A 14,669-nucleotide genomic window follows, 5' to 3' on the forward strand; every position below is an offset into this window, starting at 1 on the left:
GCTTGAACCCGCCGGATTGGTTTCACGAATCCATTTATCCAATGTTGAATAACCAACACCTAATTTCTGGGCGATTGCAGCTACAGATTCGTGTGAGTTTGAAAGAGCATAATCAATTGCTTGCTGTTTAAATTCAGGACTTGAGCAGCACTGCTGCGCAAGATAGCCTGACTGAAAATTGAATCGACACAACCTTCTTACCTTAAAATATTTAAACAACTGTTTTCTGAATTGCTGTTTTTTAAGTGAAAATTACAAGTCTTCACCATGTCACTATGCTTTTATACATAACTAATCAGTAAATATGGTTAATATAAATACATGGAATGAGATAAAAAAAGGGGAAAAAACATGACACATGATTTTAATAAACCGCCTCATGTTACGAGTGAAGAAGAAAGATCTCAGAAAAAACGTTTGCCAGTGTATATCCTCCTTCTTGTGGGTGTATTCTTCATTGCCGTACTGGTTTACATGTTTGCCTATACTAAACCGTAATCATCTAATGCTCCTCCAGGACATCCTGACCCTAGTGCCCAACCTGCCACACCAAATAATACCGCCACTACCGGTACTGCAACGGCAACAGATGAAGCAGTCGCTACAGATGCCGATACTGTAACAGAACCGGGTGAAAAAAGTGCAATAGGTGAGGCTGCCGATAATGTGGGGACAGGCATTAGTAACAAAAATCAGTAGGGATTCAAATCATTCATTTAAAGCTCTAATTTGAAAGGATTGGAGCTTTTTGCAATCTAATGTGCGCTTTTGTTGTATTTATGCTGGTTTGTATTGAAGAAAAAATAATCGAATTCTAATGTGTTCTTAACGTCATCATTTTAGGTTGAGCTGAGCCAACATAACCCAGTTATTCATCTGTAGAAATTCAATAAGTAATAACAAGAGGACATGACAATATGAATGAGTATTTTTCTGGAGGCCCTAGAGGGGGTGAATTTGATGCGATGTACTATTGGAATCAGTTTCATCCTATTCTCGCTGCCATCGCCATTTTAATCATAGGTTGGATTGTTGCCCTTATTATTGCGGCAGGAATTAAAAAAGTTTTACAAAAGCTTGGAACAAATCAAAGACTTTCTGGAGCGACAGGACATCGCTCAAATGTTGAAAATATCATTTCGCGTATCATCTTCTGGATTGTAATGATCATTGCCGTCATAGGCGCGTTGAATGTGCTGAATCTCACCAGCGTGAGCGGGCCATTCAGCAATATGATCCAGCAATTCCTGTTGTTTATTCCTCAACTTTTAGCAGCTATTGCGGTCGGTTTTATTGGCTGGATTGTTGCGAATCTGGTCAAAATGGGACTGCAAAAACTGCTGGACCGAACTGAGCTGGATGAAAAGTTAAGTGCTGATGTGGGTGTCAGCCCAATTAGCCAGAACATTAGTGACATTGTTTATTGGCTGATTTTGTTATTATTCTTGCCAATTGTACTGTCTATCTTGGGCTTAACCGGATTGCTGGCTCCAGTACAGAACATGGTGAATGAAGTTGTCTCATTCTTGCCGAATATCTTTATTGCCGCTGTGATTGTATTTGTCGGTTATATTCTGGCAAAAATTGTACGCGGTATTGTCGAAGGTCTGGTAGGTAGTTTAAATCTACAGCAGCATGCCCAGAAAATCGGGATGTTTAAAAATTCCAATCTGCCCCAGGTACTCGGCTCATTTGTCTTTGCGATTATTATCATTACTGCCCTGATTATTGGCTTTGAAGCGCTGGGCGTTGAAGCGATTTCACAACCGGCCACGGCCATGTTATATGAAATCATGAACGCCATTCCACATATTATTGCAGCTGCCCTGATTCTTATTCTGGCGTATGTGGTGTCACGCTTTGTGGCTAAACTGGTGGTGGACATTGTTTCTGGAACGGGTGTGGATGAAATTCCTACCAAAATGGATGCACAACGCTTTTTAGGCACAACTAAAGTATCGTCAATTATTGGTTACCTGATTGTGTTCTTTACCATGTTGTTTGCGGTATCTGAAGCAGCAAACCGGCTTGGTTTTGAGCAGATCAGTACACTGATTTCGATGTTTATCCAGTTTGGTGCAAATATCCTGCTCGGTGCAGTGATTCTGATGATTGGCTTCTGGCTTGCCAATCTGGTCGCCCAAGTGATTGGACGAGGTGAATATGTCAGTTCACGCTGGCTGGCAAATCTGGTTCGTATATTGATTATGGGCCTGGTGATTGCAATGGGTTTGCGTGCAATGGGTATTGCCGATTCCATCGTCAATCTGGCATTTGGTTTAACCTTGGGAGCCGTCGCTGTTGCCTTCGCATTGGCTTTTGGTTTAGGTGGGCGCGATCCGGCACAACGTGTCTTGACCGACTTGATTGATAAATGCAAAAAAGAGGCGAAGCAGCCTAATCCGCATCAGGAAAGTTCAAGATCAGGTTCTGGTGCGTCGGTAGATAAATCTTCTGAACTGGAAATGGACGGGGGAGCGGCACCATCTTCCGATCTGTCCAAACCGCTTACAGAGCCCGACTTTCCAGAGGCTGATCAAAAAGAAACGCTCACTCCTGATTTATCCAACCCAACTCCTGCCTCATTAACCACTGCACCACAAGAGGCACAAAAAATTGATCCAGATCAGAGTGTTCCGGATTCTGTCCGTGTTGATCCCAAGCACCCGCCAGTAAATAATCCTTTTGGATCCACAGGGGAAAAAGAGTCTGATGTCGATCTTAATAGTGACAAAGGTCCAAATAATCCTGGCTCCAGTGATGATAAAAAATAATCGCTAGAAGCAGAAAAATCCGCTACATGTGCACAAACAAAAGAGGGCTTTGTTTGTGCACAACAGATGGGCATGCTTTTTGCTAGTCTATTATTAAGAAGCAGTCAGTAAAATGACCTGATTTTCTACTTTAAGCTTTAAATCCGTTAAAAAATGCGTTGTCATAATTTTGGATAAATGCTTCCCGCTAATTGGTAACAGGAGATCTAAATGACTAAAAAACCACCCAATAAGTTTATTGCATCCATTGTCATTGCTGGCATTACCGTAGGATTCTTTATCAGTGCCTATAAGTTTGTCCTTATCAAAACCAAGCAGGCAGGTGGACAGATGCAGCAGGCGGAGTGAGCAGCTCAATCCATAAAAAAATGAGAAATAGTTAAAAAATAATCGTTTTTAAATTTTATTTATGCTATTTATAAATTAACTATTTCATAAAATTTAAATATTTAGATTCATATTAATGAAATATGTGCCGCTCATACTGGGATGTATGAATTTAATAATAAAAGGAGAAAAGTAATGTTATTAGTTAAAGTCATAAATAAATTGGCGACTCAAATAATACTGGGAAATAAACCTGCTGATGTAACTGAAACAATTGCAAAAATGGATCTTGCCATTGCACGTATACAGCAGAATCAACAGGTTTATTTATTACGCACGGATTATCTGGAATAAGATTATCTTCATGTTAAACGTATTGTGATGCGGCATGGGCAGACGCCCATGCCCATTGAAAATTAAACCCGCCTAAATGCCCCGACACATCCAGAACTTCACCGACAAAGTACAAGCCTTTCTGTTTCTTGCTTTCCATGGTCTTTGATGATACTTCAGTAGTATCGACACCACCCAAAGTCACTTCCGCAGTCCGGTAGCCTTCAGTTCCAGACGGTTTCACTTCAAAATGCTGTAGATGTTTGGCGATCTGTTCCAGTTTATCGTCGCTCAAATTACCGATCGCTGTATCGGCAAGTTCTGCCCATATGAGATTTTGCAGTTCCAGCACCACACTTTTTGGCAGATGCTCAGTTAACAAGGTACGTAGCAGCACTTTAGGCTGGCTGGATTTTTTAGCTTTAAAAAATTCTACCAAGTCGAGGTAAGGCAGAAAATTGATATTAAAGCTTTGACCGACATTCCAGTAGTTGGAAAGCTGTAAGGAGCTTGGACCACTTAATCCACGATGGGTAAACAGCAAGGCTTCAGTAAAACTGTTTAAATCATTGGATAGGGTGGCATCGACCGCATTACCGCTTAAACGGGTGGTCACTTCTTTAAACTGGTCGGAAAAAGTAAAGGGTACCAAGCCTGCACGGGTCGGATACACATGATGGCCGAACTGTTTGGCAATCTCATAACCAATACCCGAGCCGCCAAGTGTAGGAACAGACAAACCACCTGTTGCCACGACTACAGATTCAGCCTGAAAATAACCTAAAGTAGTTGCAACTTGGAAACCTTGCTCATCTACAGCCGTTACCGCTTTGACTTCATAACCGGTTTTAATGTCGACCAGACCGGTTTTGTCACATTCAGTCAGCAGCATGGCCAAAATTTCTTTGGCACCGTTCAGGGTAAATAACTGACCGTGTTTGCGCTCTTCATATTCAATACCGTGTTCACACACCAGACCAATAAAGTCCCAGTTGGTATAGCGGCTTAAGGCCGAGATTACGAAGTGTGGATTATGTGAAATATAGTTTTCAGGTTCGACGTACAGATTAGTAAAATTACATTTACCGCCACCGGACATCAGAATTTTTTTACCTACCTTGTTGGCTTTTTCCAGTACCACAACTTTACGACCACGCTGGGCTGCCATATATGCCAACATCAGACCGGATGCACCTGCACCTAAAATAATGACATCATACTGATTTGTAGACATGAGCAACCCGCGGGAGATAAAAACAGGGCATTATAGACAATTTTGCGCTCAATTTCAGGATAGATCTGCATCTGGATGCCGACCTTGCAGACCGCCTGTATGAATTATCAGAATGCGGCTGCCTGCCGGAAAATGGTTTTGGGCAACTAAATCCATCAGTCCATACATCATCTTCGCAGTATAAACCTGCTCTAAAGGAATGTGGTGTTCGGCTTCAAAGCACTGCATAAACTGTAACAGCTCAGGACTGGTCTTGGCATAACCGCCACAGCAATAGGCATCGGTGATTTGCCAGTTTTTCTTTGTCGTCCATTGCTCGATATCCGACTTTAAAAAATCGCCTTTTAAGGCCGAAAAACCCAGCACACTTTGATGAGCGGCACTGGCTTCAATCAGTCCTGAAATGGTGCCGCCTGTACCGACTGCACAGCAGATCACATCATAATTCTGTCGGTCTTCAGCAGTTAAAATTTCCTTGCAGCCCTGAATGGCAAGAGAATTGGTTCCACCTTCGGGAATGATGTAATGCTCTGGATAGCTTTGTTGTAATTGTTCGAGAAATTCAGAACTGGTTTTTTCACGATATTGCTGTCGGGAGACAAAATGCAGTTGCATACCAGATTGTTGCGCTGTGGCAAGGGTAGGATTGAGCGCTTTATCTTTGAGTTCTTCACCGCGAATAATGCCTACACTGGCAAAGCCAAACAGATGTGCTGTATAAGCGGTGGCAGCAATATGATTGGAGTAGGCACCGCCAAAAGTCAGGACTTTTTTAAAGCCTTGCTGCTCTGCTTCCAGAAAATTGTATTTCAGTTTAAAAAACTTGTTGCCCGAAATTTGAGGATGAATCTGATCCAAACGCTTCACAGTCACTGTAACGGGGGCATTCAGCTGAATGTGCTGATAAGTCACTGACTGGGCAATATGGTCAAACATTTCATTATGGTCCATAAATATGAGACTGTATTGTATGTAAAATAGGAGGATCTATGGCACGCTGATTTTCATCAGGATTATCAAAGTGATATTTTAATATAAGGAGTGACCTGACAATAGTTATTGAAGATTTTTGTTCTTGCTCATATTCATAGAAGCCTTATTTGTAAATATATCTTAAATGATTGAATTAAAATCATAAAAATAATGATTGAAAAATACTCATTAGTGTTAATCTAGAAGGTATAACAATGATGAAAAAGAGGATATGTGATGAAGACGCTATCCGTGGGTTTATCTGCTTGCTTGCTACTATTGCTGACAGCATGTGATGCGAAGGATGATTATAACAAGCCAAAAACCGAAGTTCGTAGCATGATTATTGGCGGTGTACCGGTGCATGATCAAGATTATCGGCTTGCTCCGCTTGGCACACGTGAAATGCAGCCAATGGCTCAAGAGTAAACTGAGCGGAAACCGATATTTAATCTCGTGCTAAATCAAGCTTGACCTGCCAATTGGCAGGTCTGAATTTATATGTATCTAAAAAATTATTACTGAAATGATGTGCTGATTTTTTTCTATTTGAGTACTGTCATAAAAATATATGTATGCAGCTAATTTCATTGTAACTGTAACGATCTTTTACCATATAAACCTCTATTTTATATTCCCCCATATCTCTCGCTACGCAGCAGCCATACTTCTGTTCATTTTATCCATTTTCTAATAAATGAGGGATTTGATTGCCTCCTTAGGGATTTATTAGGTGATTTATTTAATTCTTGGTGAATGATGCGGTGAAATTCTGAAAAAGAGGTGAAATTCAGGGAGATATTCAGCCTTTTAAATTGTAAAATTGCCGCGGAATTAATTTCAGTAGGTGGACTTGTGGAATCATTTTGGATTTTGGGCTCAATTGCATTTGCTTTAATGTTAGGTGCAATGAGTCCTGGACCGACTTCGATTTATGTCGCTAAAAATTCAATTGCGATTTCACGTCAGCATGGTGTGTTTACCGCTTTAGGTACAGGCACAGGCGCTGCCATTTTTGGCTTGTTGGCCGTACTCGGATTACAGGCCTTTTTATTGGCGGTGCCATCTGCCTATCTGGCTTTAAAAATCTGCGGTGGCGTATATCTACTCTGGCTGGCTTTTAAAATTATTAAACATGCCAAAGAACCGATTGAATCTGAGCATAGTTCGCAAGCCCAAATGTCCTTACGCCGTGCATTTACTACAGGCCTGATTACTCAGCTTTCCAATCCGAAAATTGCAATTGTGCTGGCCAGTATTTTTACTGCACTTTTACCCAAAGAAATTCCGACTTATTATTATTTTGTGTTACCCATTTTGTGCTTTTTTATTGATGCAGGGTGGTGCTCACTGGTTGCAGTGGCCTTGTCGGCAGAAAAGCCACGTCGTGTCTATTTGAAATTTAAAGCCGCTTTTGACCGTGCCGCAGGTGGCATCATGACGCTGTTGGGATTGAAGTTAATCTTTGGGATGAAATAAATCACGGCATGGGTAAATCAATTTTGAATGATTTACTCATTTGTTATTTTATAAAAAGAGTGATTTATGCAAGAAGTGTATAAATCTATTCCCAGACTGAACGTTAAGATTAAAATAGAATGTAGAAAATAAAAGACCGACGATTCGAGTGATGATGAAATCGTCGGTCAAAAAATCTGTTGCAAGTTTTAGCTTGGGCTGCTGTTCCTCACTAAAACTTGAAACCAAGTTTATTGCTTTAGAAAAGTTCACCGAAAATATTGTGGATGCCGGTACAAATTAACGGTTCATGAACTTCATACCTTATATAACGCAGAGCTTTACAGATTGGTTGACAATAAAATGAAAAAAAACTCATTTTTTTTTATACTGATCATCTAAAAGTTGCTTATGCAGGCTCATTGTGTCATTAACCCGATATTTTTTATGGTTTTTTCTCTTCTGTTTTATTTTTACCTGTATCTGTGGTGTATTGGCTGCTTTACTGCCAACCGGCATGGGCGGAATTCTGACCATCGTGCCTTATTTAACAGCCATGATTTTAGTGCTGTATAAGTTTTTAAAACAACAACGACGAGCACCAACCGCTCAAGAACAAAAAAAAATTACTTTGGGATTTAGCCTGATTTTCTGGGGCTATAACCTGGCCTTTTTATTGCTCGGTATTGTCCTTTTTGCCAAGAATGATCCCGAAGTTTGGCAGAATTTTCTTTTATATCTCAAAAATCCGCAATTTATGAGTATGGTACTGATTATGGTCTTGCTCGTTGCCATTCCACTTTATCTTTTGACCTATTGGTTTTATGGTAAACAGGCGCAGCGCATGGCGCAAAAAATGTTTGGCTAAACGACCCTGATATAGGCTTGAGTTTTATACCGTCTTGATCTATAGATAAGAAAAACATGAGTACGTCTAAAATGCAAAAAGCATGTGTCTTGATTACCGGCGGCAGTGGTTTTATCGGCTCGCAACTGTTGCCTTATTTGCTGGCTCGTGATTATGCCGTGGTGGGGCTGACCCGCCAGAAAAATAAACGCTCAAATCATCCCGATCTGACCTGGATTCAGCATTTAGATGAACTAAAAACCGACCGCATTGATTATGTCATCAACCTGGCTGGTGAAAGTATTGGACAGGGACGCTGGACAGCGAAAAGAAAACAACAATTGATGAAGAGCCGGGTAGAAACCACGCAGCAGCTCTATCGATACCTGGAAAAAAGACAGATTTTTCCAAAGCGGATTATTTCCGGTTCTGCAGTCGGATATTACGGGATCGATCCGACTGAACAATGGTTAGAAACATGTACAGAACAGTCTGCACCACAGTCTATTTTTATGTCGGAATTGTGTCAGTTATGGGAACAGGCAGCCTTCAGTTTTACGCAGCAAAGAACCAAGATTATTCGTCTCGGTATTGTGTTTGGGAAAAATGGCGGAATTCTGCCAAGTATGTTATTCCCCATTAAACTGAATCTGGTGGGGCAGATTGGACATGGGCGGCAACCTGTAGTCTGGGTGCATGTGCAAGATGTGCTGCGTGCCATCGAATTTTTAATGCTCAATGAAACTGAAGCACAAATATTTAATCTCGTGTCACCTGAAAAAGTCTCGCAAGCGCAGTTTGTTAAAACAGCGGCACAAGTTTTAAAACGTAAACCTGTGTTCTTTTTACCGGCTTTCGTGTTGCGATGGATGCTGGGTGAGCAGTCACAACTGGTATTAAATGGTCAATATGTCGCGTCCATAGCCCTGCAAGAGGCCGGTTTTGAGTTTAAATATCCGACCTTGAATAGCGCTTTAGAAGAGATATTAGTGAACCATTAACTCTGACTCTGCTTCAGATTTGAGACGCGTAGGGCTATAAGCTGCTGGGTTTACGAGAGGAGTTTGTTCCAGCATCAGCTGTCTGAGCAATTGTGCAGAGGCGGGCCCCATACATAAGCCGTTACGGAAATGTCCAAAGTTGGCCCACAAATTCTCCATCTCGGGTATTTTGCCGACGTAAGGAATACCTGTTGGGGAGCCGGGTCTTAAACCGGCCCACTGTTTTTCGATAGGGAACGCTGCCAGTTCGGGCACCATCTCGAAACAGGCTTCTAAAATTTTCTGCTTGGTTGCTACTGTTGGGGTGGTGTCAAAACCGCAATCCGCCATGCTGGAACCACAGACCACATGACCGTCCAGACGTGGAATTAAATACATCACATCATTCATGCACATGGTCGGCAACCAGTTTGCCGGGGTTTTAAACAGCACCATCTGTCCCTGAACCGGACGAACTGGAATCTCAAGATCCAGTTGTTCAGACCAGCGCTGCGACCATGCGCCGGTGGTGATCACAAACTGATCTGCATCATACGTTTTGCCATTTTTAGCAGCTACGGACTGGACTTGGCCATTGGCGATATTGAACTGCTCAATCGGGCAGTGTTCAATAAATTCGACTTGTGGATGCTGCTTTAAATAGGCCACCATGGATTGCAGTAAGCGCGGGTTTCTGACATTGGCAATCTGGGGGAAATAAATGGCGTGTTGAAATTTGGCGTCAATAAAAGGATTTAGCTGTTCAATCTGTTCCTGTTGTAAATATTCACATTGCTGCATTGGTTCCTGAAACTGCTCGGCATAATTCAGACCGCTTTCAAAATCAGCTTCATCAAAAATCAGCATACCGCTTTCATGAATTTCAAAATCAATGCCTGAAACAGGCTTTAACTTTTTGTTCCAGTCTAAATACAATGACTTGCCATATTGCGCCAGCTGATTTACGGCTTGCGGATAGCGCCACGGATACATCGGGGAGAGAATCCCGCCACCCGCCCAGGAGGCAGCTTTTCCTGCCTGCTGCTGATCGAAAATCATCACGGAACATCCCTGTTCCACCAGCTCTAGAGCAGACAGCAGACCGCTAATGCCTGCTCCAATAATGGCAATTTTCATCGCTTAGACCACAAATCCTTATTTCATGTCTTTCAGTTTAAGAGCCGCTTCTTCGGCAAAGTAGGTCCAGATGCCATCAGCACCGGCACGGCGGCAACTCATCAGTGATTCAATAATCACACTGTCGGATAGCCAGCCATTTTGAATGGCACCCGCCAGCATGGCGTATTCACCGCTGACCTGATAAACGAAAGTCGGCACGCCAAAGGTATCTTTCACTTCACGGACGATATCCAGATAAGGCATACCCGGTTTAACAATCACCATGTCTGCACCTTCCTGAATATCCAGGGCAATTTCATGCAGGGCTTCGGCACGGTTACCGATGTCCATCTGGTAATTGTACTTGTTGCCACCTTTCAGGTTCGTCGATGAACCGACTGCATCACGGAATGGACCGTAAAAACTGGAAGCATATTTTGCTGAATAAGCCATGATATTGGTATAGATATGACCGTTGGCTTCCAGCGCATTACGAATAGCACCAATCCGACCATCCATCATGTCACTCGGCGCAACCACATCTGCACCAGCTTCGGCATGACTGAGTGCCTGCTTGATCAGGCATTCAACGGTTTCATCATTCAGTACATAGCCTGTGTCATCAATGATGCCGTCCTGACCATGCGTAGTATACGGGTCTAAAGCGCCATCCGTGATCAGCACCATTTCTGGCAATTCTTTTTTTAGCAGGCGAACGGTATTTTGGACCAGACCGTCCTCACGCCATGCAGCTTCGGCGGACAGACTTTTGTCTTCTTGTGGAGTAACAGGAAAGAGCGCTAATTTAGAAACGCCCAATTCCAGTAGACGTTCGGATTTTTTTAACAGTAGATCGGCAGACAGACGCTGTACATTCGGCATACTTGGAATGTCTTGGGTTTGGTTCTGCCCCGGAAGGACGAATACTGGGTAAATGAGATGATCGGTCGTCAGCTGGGTTTCGCGTACCATGGCACGTAATTGGTCATTTTTACGGATGCGGCGCATGCGGGTAGCGGGAAATGCTGGACGATTGAACGTATAGGTCATAACAATCTCAATGATCAGTATTAAACTTTGGCTATTGTAGCCCTAGAATATGTTTTTGGGTGATGTTTAACAGATTTTTATTCAATCAGGAAATTCGAGCGAATGGTAAACGAAACAGAAAAAAGTTGGACCGGTCATATACATTTCGGCTCGAAAGTTGATATTGATGTATTGCTGAACCAGTTATGCAAGGCTTTTAATAAATCTCCTTTTTTTCAGCACAATGGCATGAACATGCGGGTGGTAGATGGGCAGATTGAAGCCCATATCGACATGCAGCCGTATATGATTGGCAATGTGGCATTTCAGATTTTGCATGGCGGTGTTGCGGCGACCATTTTAGACAGTATTGGCGGGATTGTGGCCATGGGGGAGCTGTACAAGAAAGCCACTCCTGATGATTTGCCCGAGACGATTAAGAAGGTATCCCGTTTGGCAACAGTTGATATGCGGGTCGATTATCTTGCACCGGGTCGCGGCAATTCTTTTACTGCACGTGCCGAGACTTTGCGTTTAGGTCGGAAAGGTTGCACCATGCGCATGACCTTAGTCAATGATGAAGGCAAAGCGATTGCAACCGCCATCGCTTCTTATGCTTATTAAACTTGTTTGAAGCCAGCTAAGCAGAAGTCAGGTCAATATGTGGCATTGAATGAAAATCTGGTGCCGAATTTGTTTTGGAAACTGGTGAGTTACATTTTTATTCTCAAAATATGATTTTTTACTCTTAAAATGCATCAAAAATTTTTACAAGAATAACGTCCCATCAAGATGAGCTTACTACGATCTAGATGCCTATTGTCAAGGTGGCAGATCAGGGCTGCTTGCTGATGGGGGCTGTTGGATTTAGGAAACATGCATGACAGATGTTCAAATTACGCCGCCAGATGCTCAACAGTCTGAACAGGTGACTGACCAGCAACTCAAGGCAAAACGAAAAAAGGCTTTGGGATTTGTGGCACTGATTTTAATCCTTGCTGTGATTTTATATGCCATCTGGACATTATTTTTCAATCATTCTGTCGATACCGATAATGCCTATGTAGGTGCAGAAACGGCCTCAATCACTTCTATGGTGACTGGACAGGTTGAACAGGTATTGGTCAGTGATACTCAAACGGTCAAAAAAGGTCAGTTGCTGGTTCGTGTTGATCAGCGCGATGCAGAAATTGCTCTTGCTGCAGCCAAAGCAGAACTGGTCAAGGCACAGCGTCAATATAAACAGACGCAAGCCAATAGCAGCTCACTGAATTCACAAATTTTTGTCAGTGATGATGCCATTCATAGTGCTGAAGCCAAAGTGGCCGAGGCCAAAGCTGAAATGGATAAGGCACAAGATGACTTAAGCCGTCGTGAAAAACTCAGTGCCTCTGGCGCCATTTCTAAAGAAGAACTCAGTACGGCACAAAGCGCACTGAATACCGCCAAAGCGGTTTATGAATCGGCTCAAGCCGGTTTGGCACAAGCTAAATCCAGCCAAAAAGCGGCACAAAGCAATTTGGCGGCCAATGAAGCACTGATTCGCGGCGCCAATGAAAATAGCACGCCTGATGTTTTGGTGGCACAGGCCAAATTAAAGCAGGCTGTGTTAGATGTGGAGCGTACTGAAATCAAGGCACCATTTGATGGCGTCGTGACACGCCGTAATATTCAGGTTGGTCAGCGTGTGGCACCGGGTACTGTCTTGATGATGGTGGTGCCGACCTCACAACTGTATGTCGATGCCAATTTTAAAGAAAGTCAGCTGGAAAAAGTCCGTCCCGGTCAAAAAGCAGTCTTAACCTCTGACCTGTACGGAGATTCAGTCGAGTATCACGGCACAGTACAAGGCTTCTCTGGCGGAACCGGTTCCGCCTTTGCATTGATTCCGGCACAAAATGCGACAGGTAACTGGATTAAGGTGGTTCAGCGCTTGCCGGTTCGCATCAAGCTTGATCCCAAAGAACTGGCTGAACATCCGTTACGGGTGGGGCTGTCTATGGAAGCGAAGATCGATTTGTCTTCGAAGTAGTCATTTATGAAGAACTACGCTCCTATACCGAACTTGACTGGCGGCCGCCTGCTTCTGGCGGCATTTGTACTGGCCTTTGCCAACTTTATGGTCGTGCTGGACATGACCATTGCCAATGTTTCGGTTCCGCATATTACCGGCAGTCTTGCGGTTTCTGCATCGCAAGGCACCTGGGTGATTACTTCCTATGCCGTTGCCGAAGCCATTTGTGTGCCTTTAACCGGCTGGTTGGCGGGGCGCTTTGGCACGGTTCGGATCTTTGTCATCAGCCTGTTCGGTTTTACCCTGTTTTCTGTGTTATGCGGTTTATCCACCAGTCTGGAAATGCTGGTATTTTGCCGAATTGGACAAGGCCTGTTTGGTGGGCCGATTATGCCACTCAGCCAAACCTTGCTGATGCGTATTTTCCCACCGGAGAAACAGTCGCAGGCGATGGGCATGTGGGCCATGACTACGGTTGTGGGACCCATTTTGGGGCCAATTCTGGGCGGGACTATTAGTGATAACTGGTCATGGCACTGGATTTTCTTTATCAATATCCCGGTCGGGTTGGGCTGTGCATTTGCTGCTATGCGTTTGCTGAAATCTGCTGAAACGAAAACCAATACACTCAAAATTGATATGGGCGGATTATTGCTGCTGATTTTATGGATTGGGGCATTGCAGCTGATGCTGGATTTAGGCCATGAGTATGACTGGTTTAATCATCCCTTTATTGTTATTTTGGCCATGATTGCCTTGATCGGGCTCATCGTTTTTACCATTTGGGAACTCACTGAACGCCACCCGGTGGTGAATATCCAGATCTTTAAATATCGTGGATTTACCATTTCCGTTTTGGCTTTAGCCTTTGGTTTTGGGGCCTTTTTTGGCAGTATTGTCATGATTCCACAATGGTTACAGGTGAATCTTGGCTATACTGCCACTTGGGCAGGTTATTTGACTGCCACCATGGGTTTTGGCAGTTTGCTGATGTCGCCCATTGTGGCCAAACTGGCGACCAAATATGATCAGCGGGCTTTGGCCAGTTTTGGTTTATGTCTGCTGGGCGGGGTGACCCTGATGCGGGCCTTCTGGACTACTGAAGCCGACTTTATGGCCTTGGCATTGCCGCAAATCTTGCAAGGTTTTGCCGTACCGTTTTTCTTTATTCCACTCTCCAATATGGCTCTGGCTTCAGTATTGCCGCAAGAAATGGCTTCTGCTGCCGGTTTGATGAACTTCCTCAGAACCATGGCCGGGGCAATTGGAGCGTCGATTGCCGTTACCATTTGGGATGATCATGGCAAAGTGGCACGTAGCGAGATGGCAGGAAGCCTGCATATGGATGAAGTGCAAAATATCCTGACCCAAAGAGGAATGAGTCCAGAAAGCAGTTTGGGCTATATCTCGAGTCTGGTCGATAAAGAAGCGTCTACCTTATCTGCTAACCATGTGTTTTTAATTCTGGCGCTGGTGTTTATTTTTGCCGCACTGATTATCTGGCTATGTCCAAAACCCAAAAACGGTGTCACCGGTGGTGGACATGCACATTAATAAAAAACCGCTTTTCGAAGCGGTTTTT

General features: G+C 43.5%; 17 protein-coding genes and 1 pseudogene. 12 read left to right on the plus strand and 6 right to left on the minus strand.

What is annotated here, in order from left to right; genetic code table 11:
- Positions 1–192, minus strand: a 192-nt coding sequence (locus tag ACE01T_RS08870; protein WP_395519115.1) for a helix-turn-helix domain-containing protein, incomplete at its 3' end; no start/stop codon positions are given.
- A gap of 159 nt (positions 193–351) precedes the next feature.
- On the opposite strand from ACE01T_RS08870, the pseudogene ACE01T_RS08875 reads away from it, so the two are divergent.
- Positions 352–483, plus strand: a pseudogene (locus ACE01T_RS08875) (hypothetical protein); the annotation flags it as partial.
- Here the strand turns inward: ACE01T_RS08875 and ACE01T_RS08880 are convergent.
- Positions 483–680, minus strand: coding sequence for a hypothetical protein (locus ACE01T_RS08880; RefSeq protein ID WP_395519116.1), 198 nt, complete (start codon positions 678–680; stop codon positions 483–485). The pseudogene ACE01T_RS08875 and the gene ACE01T_RS08880 overlap by 1 nt on opposite strands.
- A 237-nt stretch (positions 681–917) precedes the next feature.
- Here ACE01T_RS08880 and ACE01T_RS08885 point away from each other — a divergent pair, with 237 nt between their 5' ends.
- The 3 genes from ACE01T_RS08885 to ACE01T_RS08895 all read left to right on the plus strand — a co-directional run bounded on the left by ACE01T_RS08885 (position 918) and on the right by ACE01T_RS08895 (position 3,455).
- Positions 918–2,774 carry a mechanosensitive ion channel gene (locus ACE01T_RS08885; RefSeq protein ID WP_395519117.1) on the plus strand — a complete coding sequence of 619 codons (1,857 nt, stop codon included), beginning with the start codon at positions 918–920 and terminating at the stop codon, positions 2,772–2,774.
- 210 nt (positions 2,775–2,984) lie between these two features.
- A complete protein-coding gene (locus ACE01T_RS08890) occupies positions 2,985–3,122 on the plus strand; it encodes a hypothetical protein (protein WP_180176650.1) in 138 nt (45 codons plus the stop codon).
- A 174-nt stretch (positions 3,123–3,296) separates the two neighbouring features.
- Positions 3,297–3,455, plus strand: coding sequence for a hypothetical protein (locus ACE01T_RS08895; RefSeq protein ID WP_180175013.1), 159 nt, complete (start codon positions 3,297–3,299; stop codon positions 3,453–3,455).
- A gap of 13 nt (positions 3,456–3,468) precedes the next feature.
- On the opposite strand, the gene ACE01T_RS08900 is transcribed toward ACE01T_RS08895, so the two are convergent.
- Positions 3,469–4,668: a BaiN/RdsA family NAD(P)/FAD-dependent oxidoreductase gene (locus ACE01T_RS08900; protein ID WP_395519118.1), complete on the minus strand. Its 1,200-nt coding sequence runs from the start codon at positions 4,666–4,668 to the stop codon at positions 3,469–3,471.
- Positions 4,669–4,722: 54 nt separating this feature from the next.
- Complete coding sequence (locus ACE01T_RS08905) at positions 4,723–5,604, minus strand: 1-aminocyclopropane-1-carboxylate deaminase/D-cysteine desulfhydrase (protein ID WP_395519120.1); 882 nt, start codon at positions 5,602–5,604, stop codon at positions 4,723–4,725.
- A gap of 273 nt (positions 5,605–5,877) precedes the next feature.
- On the opposite strand from ACE01T_RS08905, the gene ACE01T_RS08910 reads away from it, so the two are divergent.
- The 5 genes from ACE01T_RS08910 to ACE01T_RS08930 all read left to right on the plus strand — a co-directional run bounded on the left by ACE01T_RS08910 (position 5,878) and on the right by ACE01T_RS08930 (position 8,946).
- Positions 5,878–6,069, plus strand: a complete 192-nt coding sequence (locus ACE01T_RS08910) for an NF038215 family lipoprotein (RefSeq protein ID WP_395519122.1) — start codon at positions 5,878–5,880, stop codon at positions 6,067–6,069.
- Between the two features lie 426 nt (positions 6,070–6,495).
- On the plus strand, positions 6,496–7,119 hold the full coding sequence (locus tag ACE01T_RS08915; RefSeq protein WP_395519124.1) for a LysE family translocator: 624 nt from the start codon (positions 6,496–6,498) through the stop codon (positions 7,117–7,119).
- Between the two features lie 151 nt (positions 7,120–7,270).
- The gene (locus tag ACE01T_RS08920; RefSeq protein ID WP_257221656.1) at positions 7,271–7,402 is read left to right on the plus strand and encodes a hypothetical protein; all 132 of its coding nucleotides are present in this window, start codon (positions 7,271–7,273) and stop codon (positions 7,400–7,402) included.
- 117 nt (positions 7,403–7,519) lie between these two features.
- Positions 7,520–7,966: an ABZJ_00895 family protein gene (locus ACE01T_RS08925; RefSeq protein ID WP_180042480.1), complete on the plus strand. Its 447-nt coding sequence runs from the start codon at positions 7,520–7,522 to the stop codon at positions 7,964–7,966.
- Positions 7,967–8,037: 71 nt separating this feature from the next.
- A complete protein-coding gene (locus ACE01T_RS08930; RefSeq protein WP_180042479.1) occupies positions 8,038–8,946 on the plus strand; it encodes a TIGR01777 family oxidoreductase in 909 nt (302 codons plus the stop codon).
- Here ACE01T_RS08930 and thiO read toward each other — a convergent pair.
- The gene (gene thiO, locus ACE01T_RS08935; RefSeq protein ID WP_180081264.1) at positions 8,932–10,062 is read right to left on the minus strand and encodes a glycine oxidase ThiO; all 1,131 of its coding nucleotides are present in this window, start codon (positions 10,060–10,062) and stop codon (positions 8,932–8,934) included. The genes ACE01T_RS08930 and thiO overlap by 15 nt on opposite strands.
- 18 nt (positions 10,063–10,080) lie before the next feature.
- Positions 10,081–11,094, minus strand: coding sequence for a porphobilinogen synthase (hemB, locus tag ACE01T_RS08940; protein WP_166167738.1), 1,014 nt, complete (start codon positions 11,092–11,094; stop codon positions 10,081–10,083).
- 102 nt (positions 11,095–11,196) lie between these two features.
- Between hemB and ACE01T_RS08945 the strand changes: the two genes are divergently transcribed.
- The 3 genes from ACE01T_RS08945 (at position 11,197) to ACE01T_RS08955 (ending at position 14,641) form a co-directional block, all read left to right on the plus strand.
- Positions 11,197–11,697, plus strand: a complete 501-nt coding sequence (locus tag ACE01T_RS08945; protein ID WP_166167735.1) for a thioesterase family protein — start codon at positions 11,197–11,199, stop codon at positions 11,695–11,697.
- 256 nt (positions 11,698–11,953) lie between these two features.
- On the plus strand, positions 11,954–13,105 hold the full coding sequence (locus ACE01T_RS08950; protein WP_200223088.1) for an HlyD family secretion protein: 1,152 nt from the start codon (positions 11,954–11,956) through the stop codon (positions 13,103–13,105).
- A 6-nt stretch (positions 13,106–13,111) separates the two neighbouring features.
- Positions 13,112–14,641 carry a DHA2 family efflux MFS transporter permease subunit gene (locus ACE01T_RS08955; protein WP_395519126.1) on the plus strand — a complete coding sequence of 510 codons (1,530 nt, stop codon included), beginning with the start codon at positions 13,112–13,114 and terminating at the stop codon, positions 14,639–14,641.
- Positions 14,642–14,669: the final 28 nt, after the last annotated feature.

This window comes from Acinetobacter uliginosus, from assembly GCF_044130295.1.
Taxonomy (GTDB): Bacteria; Pseudomonadota; Gammaproteobacteria; order Pseudomonadales; family Moraxellaceae; genus Acinetobacter.